The organism is Mycolicibacterium chubuense (assembly GCF_001044255.1).
GTDB classification, from domain to species: Bacteria; Actinomycetota; Actinomycetes; order Mycobacteriales; family Mycobacteriaceae; genus Mycobacterium; species Mycobacterium chubuense.
The window spans coordinates 93003-113143 of record NZ_JYNX01000025.1 but is presented as its reverse complement, the minus strand read 5'-3'; the positions used below and the strand labels follow the sequence as shown (position 1 = coordinate 113143).

The 20141-nt window shown below is 71.8% G+C and carries 8 protein-coding genes; 7 read left to right on the top strand and 1 reads right to left on the bottom strand.

What is annotated here, in order from left to right:
- Nucleotides 1–4: 4 nt before the first annotated feature.
- The 7 genes from MCHUDSM44219_RS06785 to MCHUDSM44219_RS06755 are packed head-to-tail and all read left to right on the top strand — an operon-like array spanning nucleotide 5 to nucleotide 19261.
- Nucleotides 5–5413, top strand: coding sequence for a type I polyketide synthase (locus MCHUDSM44219_RS06785; protein ID WP_048417472.1), 5409 nt, complete (start codon nucleotides 5–7; stop codon nucleotides 5411–5413).
- A complete protein-coding gene (locus MCHUDSM44219_RS06780) occupies nucleotides 5413–10824 on the top strand; it encodes a type I polyketide synthase (protein ID WP_048417471.1) in 5412 nt (1803 codons plus the stop codon). Before MCHUDSM44219_RS06785 ends, MCHUDSM44219_RS06780 begins: the two co-directional genes overlap by 1 nt.
- Entirely contained in the window at nucleotides 10821–15248 is a 4428-nt protein-coding gene (locus MCHUDSM44219_RS06775; RefSeq protein ID WP_413783587.1) for a type I polyketide synthase, read from the top strand. Before MCHUDSM44219_RS06780 ends, MCHUDSM44219_RS06775 begins: the two co-directional genes overlap by 4 nt.
- 27 nt (nucleotides 15249–15275) lie before the next feature.
- Nucleotides 15276–16277 carry a daunorubicin/doxorubicin resistance ABC transporter ATP-binding protein DrrA gene (locus MCHUDSM44219_RS06770; protein ID WP_048417470.1) on the top strand — a complete coding sequence of 334 codons (1002 nt, stop codon included), beginning with the start codon at nucleotides 15276–15278 and terminating at the stop codon, nucleotides 16275–16277.
- Entirely contained in the window at nucleotides 16274–17119 is an 846-nt protein-coding gene (locus MCHUDSM44219_RS06765; RefSeq protein ID WP_048417469.1) for an ABC transporter permease, read from the top strand. The genes MCHUDSM44219_RS06770 and MCHUDSM44219_RS06765 overlap by 4 nt, the downstream gene beginning before the upstream one ends.
- Nucleotides 17116–17967, top strand: a complete 852-nt coding sequence (locus MCHUDSM44219_RS06760; RefSeq protein ID WP_048417468.1) for an ABC transporter permease — start codon at nucleotides 17116–17118, stop codon at nucleotides 17965–17967. Before MCHUDSM44219_RS06765 ends, MCHUDSM44219_RS06760 begins: the two co-directional genes overlap by 4 nt.
- Nucleotides 17968–18004: 37 nt before the next feature.
- Entirely contained in the window at nucleotides 18005–19261 is a 1257-nt protein-coding gene (locus MCHUDSM44219_RS06755) for a phthiocerol/phthiodiolone dimycocerosyl transferase (RefSeq protein WP_048417467.1), read from the top strand.
- Here the strand turns inward: MCHUDSM44219_RS06755 and MCHUDSM44219_RS06750 are convergent.
- Nucleotides 19258–20088, bottom strand: coding sequence for a class I SAM-dependent methyltransferase (locus MCHUDSM44219_RS06750; protein ID WP_048417466.1), 831 nt, complete (start codon nucleotides 20086–20088; stop codon nucleotides 19258–19260). The genes MCHUDSM44219_RS06755 and MCHUDSM44219_RS06750 overlap by 4 nt on opposite strands.
- Between the last annotated feature and the right edge of the window lie 53 nt (nucleotides 20089–20141).

Genomic DNA, 20141 nt, shown 5'->3' with positions numbered 1-20141 from the left:
TGAGATGACCCAAGCGTCGCCTGCTTCGCCGGATCGCCGGGCGATCATCACCGAGGCCCTGCGCAAGATCGACGATCTGAGCGCGAAGCTGGCGGCCGCCGAGAAGGCCGAGACCGAGCCGATCGCCGTCGTCGGCATCGGCGCGCGGCTGCCTGGCGGCGTCGACAACGCGTCGCAGTTCTGGCAGTTGCTGCTCGACGGCGGCAACGGCGTCATCAGGGTGCCTGCCGACCGCTGGGACGCCGACGAGTTCTACTCGCCCGACCACAGCGTGCCCGGCACCATCGTCAACCGCGAGGGCGGGTTCCTGACCACCTGGCAGCCCGACGAGTTCGACGCGGAGTTCTTCTCGATCTCCCCGCGCGAGGCCGCCGGCATGGACCCCCAGCAGCGGCTGCTGATGGAGGTGGCGGTGGAGGCGCTCGAGGACGCCAACATCAGCCCGCGGTCGCTGCGCGGCTCGTCGACCGGCGTGTTCGTCGGTCTGACCGCCAATGACTACTTCCGCTCGGTGATCGGCAAGCTCGAGCCCGAGGAGATCGACCCCTACATCCCGTTCGGCAACGCGCCGAACTTCGCGGCCGGTCGGCTGTCCTACTTCCTCGGCGTGCGGGGTCCCGCGGTGGTCAGCGACACCGCGTGCTCGTCGTCGCTGGTGTCGATCCACCTGGCCTGCCAGAGCCTGCGCCGCGGCGAGAGCGACCACGCGCTGGCCGCCGGGGTGAACCTGATCCTGAGCCCGGAGAACAACATCGCCTGCTCGCGGTGGGGCATGCTGTCGCCGACCGGCCGGTGCGCGACGTTCGACGCCGACGCCGACGGCTACGTCCGCAGCGAGGGCTGCGGCGTCGTGGTGCTCAAGCGCCTCACCGACGCGCTGCGCGACGGGGACCGCGTGCTCGCGGTCGTGCGCGGCTCGGCGGTCAACCAGGACGGCGCCAGCAGCGGCCAGACCGTCCCCAACGGCCCCGCCCAGCAGGAGCTGATGCGCACCGCGCTGGCCAACGCGCGGCTGGCCCCGTCGGACATCGACTACATCGAGGCGCACGGCACCGGCACCGGGCTGGGCGATCCCATCGAGCTCGACGCGCTGGCCGCCGTGTACGGCGACCGCAAGGATTCCGCGCCGCTGGTGCTCGGGTCGGTCAAGACGAACCTCGGGCACCTGGAGTCCGCGGCGGGCGTCACCGGTTTCATCAAGACCGCGCTGAGCCTTCAGCACGGCCACATCCCCCGGCAGCTGCACTTCACGACGCTGACCCCGCAGGCCTCCGAGGGCGCGTCGAAGTTCCACATCGTCGCCGAGCCGATGGACTGGCCGGCCCACGACCGTCCGCGCCGCGCCGCGGTGTCGTCGTTCGGGGTCAGCGGCACCAACGCCCACATCGTCCTCGAGCAGGCCCCCGAGCCCGATCCTGCGAAAACCCCCGCGGCGCAACCGGAACCGGCGGTGAGCACACTGGTGGTCACCGGCAAGACCCCGGCCCGCGTCGCGTCGCTGGCCGGTGCGCTGGCCGACTGGCTGCAGAGCCCGGACGCCGCGTCGGTCAGCCTGGCCGACGTCGCCGAGACGCTCAATCACCGCCGCGCCCAGCACCCGCGGTTCGCCACCGTCGCCGCCACCGACCGCGACCAGGCGGTCGCCGGGCTGCGGGCGGTCGCCGGGGGTTACCCGGCGCCGGGCGTGGTGCCCGTGCACGACGGCGCCTGCGGTTCCGGCACGGTGTTCCTGTACTCGGGGCAGGGCTCGCAGTGGGCGGGCATGGGCCGCCGGCTGCTGGCCGACGAGCCCGCGTTCGCCGCGGCGGTCGACGAGCTGGAGCCCGACTTCGTGGCGCAGGCCGGGTTCTCGCTGCGTGACGTGCTGGCCTCGGGGGAGACCGTGGTCGGCATCGACCGCATCCAGCCGGTGCTGGTCGGCGTGCAGCTGGCGCTGACCGCGCTGTGGCGGTCCTACGGCGTCGTCCCCGACGCCGTGATCGGGCATTCGATGGGTGAGGTGACGGCCGCCGTGGTGGCCGGGGCGCTCAGCCCGGCCGACGGCCTGAAGGTGATCTCCACCCGGTCGCGACTGATGAAGCGCCTGTCCGGGCAGGGCGCGATGGCGCTGCTGGAACTCGACGCCGCGGCCGCCGAGGAGCTGATCGCCGGCTACGACGGGTTGACGGTGGCCGTCTACGCGTCCCCGCACCAGACCGTGATCGCCGGCCCGCCGGACCAGGTCGACGCCGCGGTCGCGGTGGTCGACGCGCAGGACCGGCTGGCCCGCCGCGTCGACGTCGACGTGGCCTCGCACCACCCGATCATCGATCCGATCCTCGACGAGCTGCGCACCGAACTGGCGACGCTGCAGCCGAAGGCCCCGGCCATCCCGGTGATCGTCACCACCGATCAGCGCCCCACCGACGGGTCGAACGTGTTCGACGCCGATCACTGGGTGGCCAACCTGCGCAACCCGGTGCGGTTCGCCCGCGCGGTCGCCACCGCCGGGGCCGACCACGCCGTGTTCGTCGAGGTCAGCCCGCACCCGCTGCTGGGCTACGCGATCAAGGACACGCTGGCCGAGCAGCACCACCACAGCATCGCCACGCTGCAGCGCGACGCCAACGACACGCTGACCTTCCGCACGAACCTCAACGCCACCCACACGACGCGTCCCCCGAAGACGCCCGAGCGGCCAGGCCCGCGGGTGCAGATCCCGACCACGCCGTGGCACCATTCGCACCACTGGATTCACACGGCCGCGATGCGAAAGGCGGCTGCGGACAACGGTTCTGCGGTGTCGCCGGCGAGCGGCGAGGGCGGCTACCACGAGTGGATGCACCGGCTGAGCTGGCCGGTGCGCGAGCTCGGCGGTGCCCGCGCCGACGGCTCCTGGCTGGCGCTCTCCGACGACGAGGGCCTGGCGAGGGCGCTGGGCGCGCAGGGGTTGCCGCTGTCCGCGCTGGACGATCCCGCCGCGCTCCGGAGTGCTGTCGGCGCAGCGGATGTCGTCGTGTACGCACCGTCGGTGCCCGCGCAGCGCTTCGACGCCGCCGCGGCCTACCAGGTGTTCGACGAGCTGCGCCGCCTCGTGGTCACGCTGGCCGGAACCGGTTCGGCACCAAGGCTTTTCATCGTGACGCGCAACGCGCAGCCGGTCGTCGACGGGGACCGCGCGAACCCCGCGCACGCAGTGCTGTGGGGCCAGGGCCGCACGCTGGCGCTGGAACATCCCGAGTTCTGGGGCGGCCTGGTCGACGTCGACGAGACGTTGCCGCCGGAACTGCTGGGCGCCTACCTACGCACCGAGGCGTCGACGCTGGGGGACACCGACCGCGACGACCAGGTGGTCTACCGGGTCGGCGAACGGCGCGTTCCGAGGCTGGAGTCGGCGGCGCTGCCGGCGGTGGCGGTCAGCCGCCTCGAGGGCGGCACCAGTCACCTCGTGGTCGGCGCCACCGGCAACGTCGGCCCGTATCTGATCCGCCAGCTCGCCGAGATGGGCGCCTCGACGGTCGTCGCGGTGTCGCGGCGCGGCACGGGGCTCGCCGAGCTGGCCGCCGAGCTGGCCCCGCACGGCACCACGCTGGTCGAGGTCGCCGCGGACGCCGCCGACGAGGCGTCGATGGCGGCGGTGTTCGACCGGTTCGGGGCGGACCTGCCGCCGCTCGACGGCGTGTACCTCGCGTCGCTGGCGGGCGGCGAAGCGCTGCTGACCGACATGACCGACGACGACCTGCGGCCGATGTTCCGGGCCAAGGTCGACGCCGCGGCGGTGCTGCACAAGCTGTCGCTGACCACTGCCGTACGCCGGTTCGTGCTGTTCTCGTCGATCACCGGGCTGCTCGGTTCCCGCGCGGTCGCCCACTACACGGCGGCCAACGCCTTCGCCGACGCGTTCGCCTACGCCCGCCGCGCGCTGGGCCTGCCGGCGACGGTCGTCGACTGGGGCCTGTGGAAGTCATGGTCGGACGCCCAGCCGCAGATGAAGGCGGCCGGGTTGGAGCCCATGCCCAACGACGTCGCGATCCGGATGCTGCCGACGGTGCTCAGCCCCGACGCCGGCACGCAGATCGTGCTCGCGGGCGCCGACTGGCCCCGGCTGGCCGATGCGTACCGGATGCGCGCCGCGGTCAAGGTGCTCGACCACCTGGTCAGCGGTCCGGTCGACGGAGCGGACCTGTCGGCATTGCCGGCACCCGCGTGGGGCACGGTGCTCGGCGACCCGGTCGAGGCGGCCGGTCACGATCACGTGTGGCGGGCGCGGCTGCAGCCCGGCGAACGGTCCTACCCCGTCGCGCACCGCGTGCGCGGCGTCGAGGTGGTACCGGTGTCGGTGGTGCTGCACACGCTCTCGGCCGTGGCCGCCCGCATCGGTGACGGAAAGGTCGCCGGGGACATCCGCTTCGAGTACCCGATCGTCGCCGACCAGCCGAAGGTCGTCCACGTCGTCGCCACGGGCGACGCGCTCAGCGTGTGGTCGAGCGCGGGACCCGACACCCCCGAGCAGAAGTGGACCCGGCACGCCGGGGCCACGCTGGTCGCTGCCCCCGGGGCGGCGCCGCAGGGCGATCAGAGCCCGGTCGGGACGGTGTTCGACGCCGCGGCGATCGAGGAGATGCAGCGCGCGTGGGGGGTGGAGGGCCGGCCGTTCTCCTGGACCGTCGCCGACGCCACGGCCACCGCCGCCGGCGCCCGGGGCACGGTCGACGTGCCCACGGAGACGGACACGCCTGCCGCGGCACTGCTGGACGCCGCTGTGCACGTGGCCCGGCTCGCCGACGCTGACAACCCGGCACTGCTGCTGCCCGCGGGCGCCGAGAGCATCGCCGCGGCCGACGCCGCGGCGGACGGGTCGGCGGTGATCGAGGTGTACCGGCGGGCGGGCGCCGGCGACGGACTGGTCGTCGACGCGCTGGTCACCGGGCCCGACGGTGCGGTGTGGGTGGACATCCGCGGGTTGCACTTCGCCCCGGTGGAGTCGGCCCCGGCCCCGAGTGCAGGCCAGACAGCAACGGCGGCAACCGAATTCGTCGACTGGTCGACGATGTCGGGCACGGAGACGGTCACGCAGCTGCGGGTGCGGCTGCGCGCGATCCTCGCCCGCGAACTCGGCATGCCCGAGGACGCGGTCGATGTCGATTCGCCGTTCCCGGAGCTGGGCCTGGACTCGATGATGGCCATGAACCTGTTGCGCGACGCCAAGGCGCTCGTGCGCATCGACCTGTCCGCGACGATGCTGTGGAACCACCCGTCGATCTCGCTGCTGTCGCAGTTCATCGCCGAACTGCTGGCACCGACGCAGCAGGCCGCACCGGAGTCCGAGCCTGAGCCCGAACCCGAGGACGACGAGTTCAGCCTCGACGACCTGTTCGACAGCATCGAATCTTCCGTCGAGTCGGCCAACGCCGGCAGTGAGGGCGCCATCTGATGAAGACCACCTTCGACCGGATCTCGGCGATGACCGTCGAGCAGCGCGACAAGCTGGCCGAACAGTTCGAGAAGGCGTCGCGCGTCGCCGGTGCCGAACCGATCGCCGTCGTCGGCATCGGCTGCCGGCTGCCCGGCGGGATCACCGGACCCGACAGTTTCTGGAAGCTGCTGGAGAGCGGCACCGACGCGGTCACCGAGGTGCCCGCCGACCGGTGGGACGCCGAGGCGTTCTACGACCCCGACCTGAGCGCGCCGGGCCGGATGCCCACCAAGTGGGGCGCCTACCTCGACGATGTGACGGGTTTCGACGCCGACTTCTTCGGGATCACCCCGCGTGAGGCGACGTCGATGGATCCGCAGCAGCGGGTAGCCCTCGAGGTCGCCTGGGAGGCGCTGGAGAACGCCGGGTACGCCCCCGATCAGCTGGGCGAATCCCGCACCGCGGTGATGCTGGGCGTCTACTACAGTGAGTACCAGAACGCCTCACCCGACAATGCCGACGCGATCGACGCGTATTCGGCGACCGGCAACGCGCACAGCGTGACCGTCGGCCGCATCGCCTACCTGCTGGGCCTCAAGGGCCCGGCGGTGGCCGTGGACACCGCGTGCTCGTCGTCGCTGGTGTCGATCCACCTGGCCTGCCAGAGCCTGCGCATGCGGGAGAGCGACCTCGCGCTGGCCGGCGGGGTGAACCTCAACCTGCGCCCGGAAACCCAACTGGCGCTGGCCAAGTGGGGCATGCTCTCGCCGCACGGGCACTGCTATGCGTTCGACTCGCGTGCCGACGGGTTCGTCCGCGGCGAAGGCGCCGGCGTCGTGGTGCTCAAGCGGCTCACCGACGCGGTGCGCGACGGGGACCGTGTGCTCGCGGTGGTGCGCGGCTCGGCCGTCAACCAGGACGGCCGCTCCAACGGCCTCACCGCCCCCAACGCGCCGTCGCAGCGCGACGTCCTCACCCGGGCGCTGAAGTCGGCCGATGTCGCGGCGTCGACGGTGGACTACATCGAATGCCACGGCACCGGAACGGCTCTCGGCGATCCGATCGAGTTCGACGCGCTGGCCGCGATCTACGGCAAGGGCGAGGTGCCCTGCGCGCTGGGCACCGTCAAGACCAACATGGGCCACCTCGAGGCGGCCGCCGGCGTGGCCGGGTTCATCAAGACCGTGCTGACGCTGCAGCACGGCACGATCGCGCCGAACCTGCACTTCGACAAGTGGAACCCGCAGATCGACCCGAAGCCGACGCGGCTGTTCGTGCCGACCGAGGCCAAGCAGTGGCCCACCAGCGACCACCCGCGCCGCGCGGCGGTGTCGTCGTTCGGCTTCAGCGGCACCAACGCCCACATCGTGCTGGAGCAGGGACCGGAGAGCCCGGCGGCCACGCCCGCGCCGGAAACCGGCGTGACCACCCTGGTGGTCTCCGGCAAGACCCCGGCCCGCCTCGCCGCGTCGGCGAAGGCGCTGGCCGACTGGCTGGAGGGCGACGGCGCGGCGGTGCCGCTCACCGATGTCGCGTTCACCGTCAACCACCACCGCAGCCGCTACCAGACCATCGCCACGGTGTGCGCCCGCACCCACGCCGAGGCCGTGACGGGCCTGCGCGCGCTGGCCGCCGGCCAGAGCGCGCCCGGCGTGATCGGCGCGCACGACGCCAAGGTCGGCAAGGGAACGGTGTTCCTGTACTCCGGGCAGGGTGCGCAGTGGGCCGGCATGGGCAAGGCGCTGCTGGCCGAGGAACCCGCGTTCGCCAAGGCCGTCGACGAGCTCGAGCCGGCGTTCCTCGACAAGGTCGGCTTCTCGCTGCGCCAGACGCTGGAGGCCGGTGAGCCGGTCGTCGGCATCGACCGCATCCAGCCCGTCCTGGTCGGCATGCAACTGGCGCTGACCGAGCTGTGGCGCTCCTACGGCGTGGAACCCGACGCGGTGATCGGCCACTCGATGGGGGAGACGACGGCTGCGGTGGTGGCCGGGGTGCTCACGCCCGCCGAGGGCCTCGACGTGATCGCCACCCGGACCCGGCTGATGAAGCGGCTGTCCGGTCAGGGCGCGATGGCGCTGCTCGAACTCGATCCCGCGGCGGCGGAGAAGCTGATCGCCGACCGTCCCGACGTCACGATCGCGGTGTACGCGTCACCGAAACAGGTGGTGATCGCCGGACCGCCCGATCAGGTCGACGAGCTCGTCGCGCAGGTCGATGCGCAGGGCAAGCTGGCCCGCCGCGTCGAGGTGGATGTGGCCTCGCACCACCCGACCATCGACCCGGTGTTGCCCGAGCTGCGCGAGGCGCTGACCACGCTGAGCCCGGCCGCCCCGAAGATCCCGCTGGTCTCGACCGTCGCCTACACCGGCTCCCAGCCGATGTACAGCGCCGACTACTGGGCCGCCAACCTGCGCAACCCGGTGCGGTTCAGCCAGGCCGTGCACGAGGCATCCGCCGAGAACAGCAACTTCATCGAGATCAGCCCGCATCCGCTGCTGAGCCACGCGATCTCCGACACCCTCGCCGCGCAGTCGACCAGCCGGCGGTTCCACGTCGGCTCGACCGTGAACCGGGACCACCCGGAGACGCTGGCCTTCCACGCGCAGCTCGCGGCGGTGCGCCCGCCGGCGGTCAAGGCCGCCGACGGCGAGTTCGGGCGCGTGGTGGACGCGCCGACGAGTGCCTGGCAGCACGTGCCGTTCTGGCAGTCCGACCGCGGGTCGGGTCAGCAGTTCACCGGTGCGCACCCGCTGCTGGGCCTGCACGTGGAACTGCCCTCGGGCAGCGGCCACGTCTGGCAGTCCGACGTCGGCACCGAGCCGCACCCGTGGCTGGCCGACCACATCGTGCACGGCCTGCCGGTGATGCCCGGCGCCGGGTTCGCCGAGATCGCGCTGGCCGCGGCCCAGGAGGCACTGGGCCTGCCCGCGACCGGGGTCGAGGTCTCGGTCGAGGTCGAGCAGATGCTGCCGCTCGACCCGCACACGAAGCTCACCACGCAGCTGCACACCGCCGACGACGGCACGCTGCGGGTGGAGATCCACTCGCGCTCCGACGCGGGCGGCTGGACCCGGCACGCGATCGGCACCGTCCGGGCCGTCGACGCGGGCCCAGGGTCAGACACCGAGGCGGCGCCGGCGAAGGTGACGCCGACGGCGGGCGGCACCCCGGTGTCCCCGGCCGACTTCTACACCGCGCTGCGCCGCACCGGCGCCCATCACGGCCACGCGTTCGCGGCGCTGACCCGCATCGCGCGGTCGACCGATGCGGCCGACACCGAGATCGAGCTGCCCGACGAGGCGACGCCGCACCGGGGTATCGCGCTGCATCCGGTGATGCTCGACGCCGCGCTGCAGGGCCTGGCCGCCGCGATGAGCGACTCCACGCTCGCCGACTCCGGCGAGGACACCTATCTGCCGGTCGCGTTCGGCTCGATCCGGGTGTTCGGGACGGTCGGGCGGCGCGCCCGGTGCCGCGCCGAACTGGTCAGCGTGGTCGCCGAGACCGGCGACGCCGTCGGCCGGGTCACGCTGACCGACGACACCGGCACCGTGCTGGCCCGCGTCGACAACGTCACCCTGAAGCGAGTCCAGCGGCGCACCGTCCCACTTCCGTTGTCGCAGAAGATCTTCGACTCCCGGTGGGTCGAGTCGGCGGCGACGGCTGCGGGGTCGCCGACCGGCAGTTGGCTGGCACTGGCCGACGGGCCGGCGGGCCTGGCCGCGGCGCAGGACTTCGCCGCCCGGTTCGGCGGTGCCACCCGGCGGGTCGTCACCGCCGACCTCGGCGACGAGGCGGCCGTGCGGGAGGCGTTCGCCACCGCGACGGCCGACCCCGACCTGCCGCCCGCCGGCGTCATCGTGTTCGGCGACTTCGGCTCCGGCGATGCCGCCGACGCCGCGGCCGGGCTGGCCCACGCCCGCGACGTGATCTGGGGTGTGGCCGGTACGGTGCGCGCGATCGTGGGCAGCTGGCACGGCAAGGCGCCGCGGCTGTGGCTGGTCACCCGCGGCGGCCTGGTCGTCGCCGCCGAAGACGGGCCGGGCAACCCGGCCGCCAACAGCCTCAAGGGCCTGGTGCGGGTGCTGGCCTACGAGCATCCCGACCTGAAGACCACGCTGCTCGACACCGGCGCCGACGATCCGGCCGGGGCGCTGGCGGCCGAGATCGAAGCCGACGGTGCCGATGACGTGATCGCGTGGCGCGGCGGCGCCCGGTTCGTCGAGCGGCTCTCCCGCGCGGCGCTGCCGGCCACCCCGGGACAGCTGACGGTCCGCAGGGACGGCTCCTATGTCGTGACCGGCGCGTTGGGCGGCGTCGGCATGTCCGTGGTGACCTGGCTGGTCGACCACGGCGCGGGACGTCTCGTGCTCAACGGCCGCCGCGGACCCTCCGACGAGGTGCAGGCCGTTCTCGACGAGCTGTCGCAGCGCGCCGAGATCGCGGTCGTCACCGGCGACATCGCCGACCCGGGGGTGGCCGACCGGCTGGTCGCCGCCGCCGAGGAGACCGGTAAGCCGCTGCGCGGTGTCATCCACTCGGCCGCGGTGCTCGAGGACGAGATCTTCGTCGGCCTCACCCGCGAGAGCCTGGACACGATCTGGGCGCCGAAGGCGACGGGTGCGCTGCGCCTGCACGAGGCCACCGTCGGCAAGGACCTGGACTGGTGGGTCGGCTTCAGCTCGATCGTGTCGCTGCTGGGTTCACCCGGTCAGGCGGCCTACGCCGCCGCCAACGCCTGGGTGGACGGGCTGGTGGCCGCGCGGCAGGCGGCGGGACTGCCCGCGATCGCCATCAACTGGGGCCAGTGGGCCGACGTGGGTCTGGCCAGCACGCTGCGGTTCTCGGTGCTCGACCCGATCAGCCCGGCCGAAGGTGTGGACGCGCTCGGCGGCGTGCTGGCCGCCGGACTGTCCCGGGTGGGCATCGCGCGGCTGCGGCTGGACCGTGCCGCCGCGGCGTTCCCCGAGATCCATCAGATCGGGTTCTTCACCGACCTGATCGGCGAGCTGCAGACCGACGACATCGACGACGACTGGGGCGGCGCGGACGCGCTCAAGACGATGGACGCCGGCGAGGTCAACCGCGTCGTCGTGGCCCGGCTGCGCCGCCGCATCTCGGCGATCATGGGCTACTCCGACGACAGCGCGGTCGACGTCGCGCAGCCGCTGACCGAGCTCGGTCTCGATTCGCTGATGGCGGTGCGCATGCGCAACACCATCCGCGGCGATTTCGGCGTCGAGCCGCCGGTGGCACTGTTGTTGCAGGGCGCCACGCTCACCGACCTCGCGGTGGATCTGATCCGCCAGCTGGGGCTCGAGGAGCAGGAGGACGCGGAGCGTCCCAACGCGCTGCGCGAGCGCGCCCAACAGCGTGCCGCCGCGCGTCAACGTGCCGCATCGCGGCGGAAAGTAGGACCACGATCGTGACGAGCAACCAAGCGGAGCTCCCCGACAACGCCATCGCCGTCATCGGCATGGCCGGGAAGTTCCCGGGGGCCGAGTCGGTGTCGGCGTTCTGGCGCAATCTGCGGGCCGGCGTGGAGTCCATCGTCGACCTGTCCGAGGACGAGCTGCTGGCCAACGGCGTCACCGAGCGCGCGCTGGCCAACCGCGGCTACGTCCGGCGCGCGGGGCTGATGCCGGGCATCGAGGAATTCGACGCGGACTTCTTCGGGTTCACCCCGTACGCGGCGCGCATGCTCGACCCGCAGCACCGGCTGTTCCTGCAGGCGGTGTTCCACGCCCTCGAAGACGCCGGCTACGACCCCAAGGGCCTGGAGTCCACCGTCGGTGTGTTCGGCACCAGCAGCTCGAGTGGCTATCTGCTGCACAACCTGATGTCGAACTTCGACCCGATGATGGTGATCGGGCAGGGCGCCAGCTTCGAGATGGTCAACCTGTCCCTGCAGAACGACAAGGACCACCTCGCCACCCGGGTGGCCCACCAGTTCGACTTCCGCGGCCCGGCCCTGTCGGTGGCCACCGCGTGTTCGTCGTCGCTGGTAGCGGTGCACCTGGCGTGCCAGTCGATCCTCAACGGCGAATGCGACATCGCGCTGGCCGGCGGATCGTCGCTGCGCATCCCGCACCACGTCGGCTACTGGTACGAGCAGGGCGCGATGGTGTCGCCGACCGGGCAGTGCCGCCCGTTCGACGTCCGCTCGGACGGCACGATCTTCGCCAGCGGCGTCGGCGTGGTGGTCCTCAAGGCGCTGGCCGACGCGATCGACGACGGTGACCGCATCCACGCGGTGATCCGCGGCTCGGCGCTGAACAACGACGGCGCGACCAAGATGACCTACGCCGCACCGAACGCGCTCGGGCAGGCCGAGGTCATCGCCGAGGCGCACGCGATCGCCGGCGTCGACGCCTCCACGATCACGTACGTCGAGACGCACGGCACCGGCACCCCGCTGGGCGATCCGATCGAGATCGAGGGCCTGCGTCAGGCGTTCGAGCTCGCCGAGGACACCCGCAGCGCGCCCTGCTACCTGGGCTCGGTGAAGTCGAACATCGGCCACCTCGAGACCGCGGCCGGCATCGCCGGGCTGATCAAGGCCATCCTGTGCCTGGAGCACAAGGCGATCCCGGCGACGCTGCACTACACCAGCCCGAACCCGGAACTGCACATCGACCGCGGGCCATTCCGGATCCGCAATGCCGACGGCCCGTGGGAGTCCGACGGCATCCGGCGCGCCGGGGTCAGCTCGTTCGGGGTGGGCGGCACCAACGCCCACATCGTGCTCGAGGAGGCGCCGAACGCGCCGGCCCCGACACCGAGCGCGCGGCCGCAGGTGCTGGTGCTCTCGGCCCGCACCCAGGAGGCGCTCGCGCAGTCGCGGGCCGCGCTGGCCGCCGAGCTGGCCGTCAGCGACGAGATCAGCCTGCCCGACGCCGCCTACACGCTGACGCGGCGCCGCAAGGACCCGTTCCGGCTGGCCGCCGTCGTGCACGATCAGGCCAACGCCGCAACCGTGCTGTCGGCGACCGAGACCGACAACGTCTTCGAAGGCCTCGCAGTACCGGACGCCGAGTCCTCGGCCGACCGGGTGGCGTTCCTGTTTCCGGGCCAGGGCGCCCAGCACATCGGGATGGCCCGCGGGCTGTACGACGGCGAGCCGGTGTTCGCCCGTCACTTCGACGAGTGCGCCACCGCCTTCAGCGACGAGATGGGCTATGACCTGCGCGCCGAGATCTTCGACGGCGTGGGCCGCAACCTCGAGCAGACCGATCGCGCCCAGCCGGCGCTGTTCACCGTCGAGTACGCGCTGGCCCGGCTGATCCAGTCCTACGGTGTGGAGCCCGCCGTGATGGCGGGCCACAGCATCGGGGAGTACCCGGCCGCCACGATCGCGGGCGTGTTCGACCTCGACACCGCGGTCAAGGTCGTCTCCAAGCGGGCGCAGCTGATGCACGCCGCGCCGCGCGGCGTGATGGTCGCGGTTCCGCTGAGCCCCGAAGCCATCGCCGAGCACCTCACCGGCGACGTGGACGTCGCGACGATCAACGATCCGGGCAGCTGCGTCGTCGCCGGCAGCGAGGAGGCGATCCGCACCTTCCAGGCCGGTCTGGCCGAGAAGGGCATCGCCGCGCGGCGGGTGCGCACCTCGCACGCGTTCCACTCCCGCCTGATGGATCCCGTGGTCGCCGAGTTCAGCGCGTTCCTGTCCGGCATGACGCTGCACGAGCCGCGAATTCCGTTGCTGTCCAACATCACCGGCACCACGATGTCGGCGGCCGAGGCCACCAACCCGACCACCTGGGCCCGTCAGATCCGGGCCACGGTGCGCTTCGCCGACGAGCTCGACATGCTGCTGAGCGCTCCCGACCGGGTCCTCGTCGAGGTCGGTCCCGGCGGCACGCTGACATCGTCGGCCGGCCGGCACCCGCGCTGGTCGGAGCGGCACCGCGCGGTGCGGCTGATGCGCCATCAGGCCCAGAACCGCAGCGACTCCGACACGTTCCTGCTCGGGCTCGGCCAGCTGTGGGCCGCAGGTGTGGACGTCGATTGGAACCAGGGCACGGACAGCGAGCCGCAGTTGGTGACGCTGCCCGGCTACCCGTTCGCCAAGCAGCGGCACTGGGTCGAGCACAACGCCAACGCGGCGTGGCTGGCCGGTGCGGGCGCCAACGGCGTCGCCGTGGATGCGGCCGCGCCCGCCGGGATCGCGGGGGCGCCGGCCACCGCGGGCGGCACGTCGTCGGTGGAGACCGCACTGGCGCAGGTCTGGGCGCAGTGCCTGGGCCTGTCCGACATCGACCGCAACGCCAACTTCTTCGAGCTGGGCGGCGATTCCCTGATCGCGATCAGCGTGGCGATGACCGCGGGCCACCGCGGCCTGGACCTCACCCCGCAGGATCTCTACGAGAACCAGACGGTGTCGTCGCTGGCCAAGGTGCTGACCGCCCGGTACGCCGAGGGCGGGCTGGCCCGGCATTCGCTCGACGACGTGGTCACCCCGCCGGTGCCGCCGAACGTGGCGTACTTCCTCGAGCACGGCCTGCGCGACGTGGGCCGCTGGCGCACCCCGGTCATCCTGGGGCTGCGGGCCGACATCGGCGAGGACGACGTGCGCGCGGTGCTCACCGCGGTCACGGGCGTGCACGACGCGCTGCGGGTGCACCTCGTGGAACGGGCCGGCGTCTGGGAGCAGCACATCGCCGAGCCCGGCGAGTTCACCGAGTTGGTCGTCCGCGCCCTGCCCGACGGGGTGCCCGCGGGCAGCCCGCAGGAGCGGGAGGCCGTGCAGGCCGCGCTCGACGAGCAGGTCCGTGAACACCAGCTGCTGACCGCGCCGCTGACGGCGACGTTCCTGCGCGCGAGCGCGGGCGGCCCGTCCTACCTGGCGCTGAGCCTGCACGGGGTGGCCGGCGGACCGGGCGACGACGGGGTGTCGCGCGACGTGCTGCTGACCGACATCTTCACCGCGTTCTCCCAGCGGATGGCGGGGGAGGAGATCGCGCTGGCCGCGGTGCCCACGTCGTGGCGGGAATGGTCGCAGCGCTGCGCCGGGCTGGCCACGCACCCGGCGGTGCTGGACAGTCGCGACTACTGGCTGCAGACCGCGCGCGCCGCGACAGTGAGCGTGGCCGGGCCGGAACCGGCCGAGCGGCCGGGCGCCGACGATCTGGTGCGGTTCTCGGCGGCGCTGTCGGCCGCGGAGACCGGCGAGATCGACGACACGCGGCGGCGGCTGCGGTTGCCGGTCGAGGAGATCCTGCTCGCTGCCCTGGGCCGGGCCGTTGCAGCGACGGTCGGTGAGGGCGCGGTGGCGGTCGACGTCGGCGGGCGTGCCCGCTCGGTGCTCAAACCCGACGTCGACCTGCAGCGCACGGTGGGGTGGTTCTCCACCCTGCATCCGGTCGCGCTGACCGCGGCGTCGGCCCAGAACACGGGTGCGGGGGCGCTGCTGGAGGACGTCCGCGAGACGCTGAAGGCGGTGCCGCACTACGGCATCGGGTACGGCCTGCTGCGGTACCTGTACGCGCCGACGGCGAAGGCGCTGGGGGAGACGCGTTCGGCCGACATCCTGTTCACTCACGTCGGCACGATCCCCGAGGTGCCCGCCGAGCAGCCCGAGGACGCGCCGGTGCGCTTCGACGCCGACACCGCGATGCCCATCCGCGACGCACTGCCCGGCCTCGGGCACGCGCTGGAGTTGCGCGTGTACCGGACCGGCGGCGTGCTGCACACCGACTGGTGGTACGACAGTCGCCGGCTCGGGCCCACCGATGTGGAATCCTTTGCCCGGCAGTACTCGACGGCACTGCTGGAGATCACGAGGGAAGCGCTGGCCGAGGAGGACTCCGACGCGGCCGGCGACGAGCTGGCGCTCGTCGACCTGTCGTGACACGGCGCAACCGGGCAGGAGGAGCTCATGGCCCGCTCTGAGAAGGCGGTGGTGGTCGCCGGCATCCGGAAGTCGTTCGGCGACGTCGTCGCGCTGCGCGACGTCAGCTTCGAGGTGGAGCGCGGCGAGGTGCTCGGTCTGCTGGGCCCCAACGGCGCCGGCAAGACCACGACGGTCAACATCCTGTCCACGCTGATCACCCCCGACAGCGGCCGCGCCCTGATCGCGGGCCACGACGTGGTCAGCGATCCGGCCGGCGTACGCCGGTCGCTGATGCTGACGGGGCAGTACGCGGCGCTCGACGACATGCTCACCGGCCGGGAGAACCTGCTGATGTTCGGCCGGCTGCAGGGCCTGAAGAAGAGGGTGGCCAGGGAACGCGCGCTGGAACTGCTCGAGCAGTTCGACCTGGTGGCCGCCGGGGACCGGCCCGTCGGCACGTATTCCGGCGGTATGAAGCGCCGCATCGACATCGCCTGCGGGCTGGTGGTCCGCCCGGAGGTGGTGTTCCTCGACGAGCCGACCACCGGGCTGGATCCGCGCAGCCGCCAGGCGATCTGGGAGCTGGTCACCGACTTCAAGGAGGCCGGCATCGCCACGCTGCTGACCACGCAGTACCTGGAGGAGGCCGACCTGCTCAGCGACCGCATCATCGTGATCGACAAGGGCACGGTGATCGCCGAGGGCACCGCCGACCAGCTCAAGGAACGCACAGGCGGCACCTACTGCGAGATCGTGCCGCGGCACATGCGCGACCTGCCCGAGGTGGCCCGCGTGCTGGGACCGCTGCTGCCGCAGGCGAATCGGGCCGCACTGACCGAGACCTCCGACCGCATCTCGATGCCGGCCCCGGACGGCCCGACCACGCTGATGGCGGCGCTGACCAAGCTCAGCGAGGCGAACATCGAGCTGATGGACATCGCGCTGCGGCGCCCGTCGCTCGACGAGGTGTTCCTGGCCCTGACCGGTGACGACACCCGCCAAGGGGAGCGTGCCGAGACGCGCGCGGCCGCGGACGCCTACGCGTGACCGGCACCGTCTCGACCGCGGCGCGGTCCGCGAGGTCCACGGTTCCGACCGCGACGCGGCCGCGGGTCAATCCCGTCCAGCAGTGGTGGGTGCTGACGGTCCGAATGATCATCCCGACGCTGCGCAACGGCGAGTTGGCCACCCAGATCGCCGGGTCGATCGTGTTCACCATCGGCTACTACCTGCCGCTCAAGCAGATGATGGGCGCTATCCAGCCGCTGTCCAGCTACGCCCAGTACCTGACCCCGTTGATCATCCTGCAGGCCATCTGGTTCGCGGCGGTGTCGGCGGCGTTCCGCTCGGCGACCGATTCGATCCAGGGCATCAACCGGCGCTTCCGCGCGATGCCGATTCCGGCGATCATGCCGCTGGCCTCGCGGCTGACCGCGAGCATGTACCGCTGCTGCATCGCGCTGGTGGTGTCGGTGGTCTGCGGTCACGTGATCGGGTTCCGGTTCCACGGCAGCCTCGCCCACATCGCCGCATTCGTCGGGCTGGTGCTGCTGATCGGCGCGACGCTGGCGGTCATCGGCGATCTGATCGGGATCGCCACCCAGAACCCGGAGGCGACGGCCCCGATGATGCTGGTTCCCCAGCTGACGCTCGGCCTGGCGTCGGTGGGCCTGCAGCCGGTCGAGCGCTTCCCCGAGTGGATCCAAGGCTTCGTGCGCAACCAGCCGCTGTCGCAGTGGGTGTACGGCCTGCAGGCGCTGGCCGGCGACAGCACCGATGCCGCGCCGGAGGCGACATGGGCGGTGCTCGCCCCGGGCCTGGCGTGGGCGGTGGGCTGCGGGGTGCTCGCAGTCGTGCTGCACGGCGTGGTGAGCAGGAGACGCCGATGACGGCCACGCAGGCGTCCCGGGCCGAGGCGCCCTACCGGCCCGGCGGGCGGCACCGGGTGGCCCGGGTGTGGGAGAACTCGCCGCGCCGGCTCGTCCCGCAGGTGCTGGTGCTGACCGCCCGCATCCTGCGCCGCTGGAGCCGTGACCCGGCGACGCTGGTGCAGTCCCTGGTGATGCCGGCCGGGTTCCTCGCGGCGCTGGACATCGTGCTCGGCGACGTCATCGAGAAAGTGACCGGACACAGCGGCCTCTACGGTCAGGTGCCGCTGGTGGCGCTCGTCGGCGGCATGACGGGCGCGATCATCGGCGCGGTGAACGTGATGCGCGAGCGTGAGGTCGGCCTGCTGTCCCGGTTCTGGGTGGTGCCGGTGCACCGGGCGGCCGGGCTCCTGGCCCGGTTGCTGGCGGACTTCGTCCGCATCCTGGTGATCACGCTGGCGGTGATGTGCGTGGGCCTGGCGCTGGGCATGCGGTTCGAGCAGGGCCTGCTCGCCGCGGTGGTCTGGGTGTTCGTGCCGTCGCTGTTCGTGGTCGCGCTGTCGGCCGCGGTGCTGACGCTGGCCCTGTTCTCGCAGTCCACGATCGTGCCGCAGGCCACCGAGATCGTGATCGCGCTCCTGATGTTCTTCTCGATCGGGTTCGTCCCGCTCGACCAGTACCCGGACTGGCTGCAACCGATCGTCGAGCACCAACCGGTGAGCTATACCATCGAGGCGATGCGGGGCCTGTCGCTGGAAGGGCCGATCGCCGAACCCCTCCTCTTCACGGCGCTGTGGTCGTTCGGCATCTTCGCCGTCTGCGCGGTGCCGCTGGCGATCGGGTACCGCAAGGCCAGCCGTCGTGGGTGAGCCACCCACGCCACCGACGTACAGGGAGAACTGAGCGATGTTTCCTTCCTCGGGCATCCGCAAGCTCGCGCGCAGCGAGGAGATGTTCGCCGAGACGCACAACTTCATCGGCCTCGCCGCGCACGTGAAGGGCCCGATGGACGCCGACGCGCTGTCCGACGCCTTCGACGCGCTGCTGCAGGCGCATCCGGTGCTGGGCGGGCACCTCGAGCAGCTGCCGGACGGCAAGTGGGAGATCGTGCTCGACGACCTGATGCACCCGGGCATCGAGGTGGTGGAGCTCTCCGGCGACGAGCCGGCGCCGCCGCTGATCTTCGACCAGACCCAGTCGCTGGTGCACCTGCGGCTGACCGTCCGCGACGGGCAGGCCCAGCCCACGCTGTACATCCACCACAGCCTCGCCGACGGTCACCACCAGTTCAGCCTGGTCGAGGAGCTGTTCTCCACCTACACCGATCTGGTCACCACGGGCACCACCCGGCCGGTGAAGGTGCATCCGGCGCCCGAGCCGCTCGAGGTCATCCTGGCCAACCGCGGCGTGGAGAAGCGGCCGCGCTCGGGGCTGGAGCGGCTGCTGGCCGCGATGTTCGCCTACGAGCTGCCGCCGTCACGGCGCGCCCCGTCGGAGGTGAATCCTGTGCTGCCACAACTGGTTCCGATGGAGTACTGCACACTCTCGGAGCAGGACACCGAGAAGATCATCGCATTCTGCCGGGCGAACAAGCTGGGCCTGAACAGTCTGCTGTCGGCCGCGGTGCTGATGGCCGAGTGGCAGGTGCGCAACACCCCGAACATCCCGGTGCCGTACGTCTATCCGGTGGACCTGCGGTACCTGCTGACTCCGCCGGTCTCGGCGACCGAGAGCACGAACCCGGTCGGCATCGCGACCTACCTGGCCGAGATCCATCCGGGCACCGATGTGGCCGCGCTGGCCCGCGACATCAACGACACCTACAAGAAGGACATCGCCGAGGGCGTGATCCAGCAGAGCTTCCTGCACTTCAGCCCGCAGTACGTCGGCAACCCGCCGGGCCTGCCCGATGTGGTGATGTTCACCGACAACGGGATCGTGCCGCCGCTGCGGACGCCGCCGGACATGCAGGTCGCGGCGAGCCACGGCGAGTTCTACTTCGCCGTCGGGGCGGGCATCGAGATCTACACGTCGAAGATCTTCAACGGTGCGCTGATGATCGAATACCACTCCCACGGACCCGGTCGCGACAAGTCGATCGCCGCGATCGAGGCGCAGCTGCGCAGCATCGCGGCCAAGCAGGCCGCGAGCACGGGCGCCTAGGCGCCCGGCCCGAACGCGTAGCGATGGTATTGCAACGAGGTGCGCAGCGCCGGCACCACGGTCACGGCGCGCTTGAGCGCGTGCATGCCGCGGCCGGTGCGCGCGTAGGTGCTCGCGTCGAAAAACGTTGCCGCCGAGAGCAACCGGATGTCGGGCAGCTTGTCGAGGATCTGCTGCGGGCTGTTGACCGCCCAGTACAGCACCGACCCGGACGTGCGGACCAGCGACTGCGTCTTCTGCGATTTGATGGCCAGCCAGTTGAAGAAGTCGATCTGCAGCTCCCCGGTGCCGAAGCGGTCGATGAACCGGCGCAGCAGCGCGATGCCCTCCTCCTCGGTCAGGTACATGCTGATGCCCTCGGCGATGAGCAATGTCGGCCTGTCCGAAGGGATCTCGTCGAGCCACCCGGGCTCGGTCGCCGGGGTGGGGATCAGCTCGTAGTGGGGCCGGCTCGGGTAGATCTGCTCGCGCAGCGCGATCACCTGCGGGAAATCGACGTCGTACCAACGGACGTCGGGTCCGGGGTCGATGCGGAACACCCGGCAGTCCAGCCCGCAGCCGAGGTGGACGACGGTGCACTCGGGGTTCGCGGCGATGAACTGGCGCACCCAGATGTCGTACTGCGCGGTGCGAACGGTGAACAGCGGAGCCCACTTCGGGGTGATCTCGAGTTCACTCCAGTCGAAGTCGAGCTTGCCGATGGCCTCCTTGGCGAACCGGTCGCCGAGGATCGGCTGCTCGAAGTCCGCGTCGAGCGCCTTCAGGTACAGCGTGGACAGCATCGTCTTCGCGGGACCGCTCAGATTGACCGCAACTTTGTCGTTCACGTGTGTGAGGCTATGCGGTTGAGGCCCGGCGTGGCACGTCGGGGCGTGCGCAC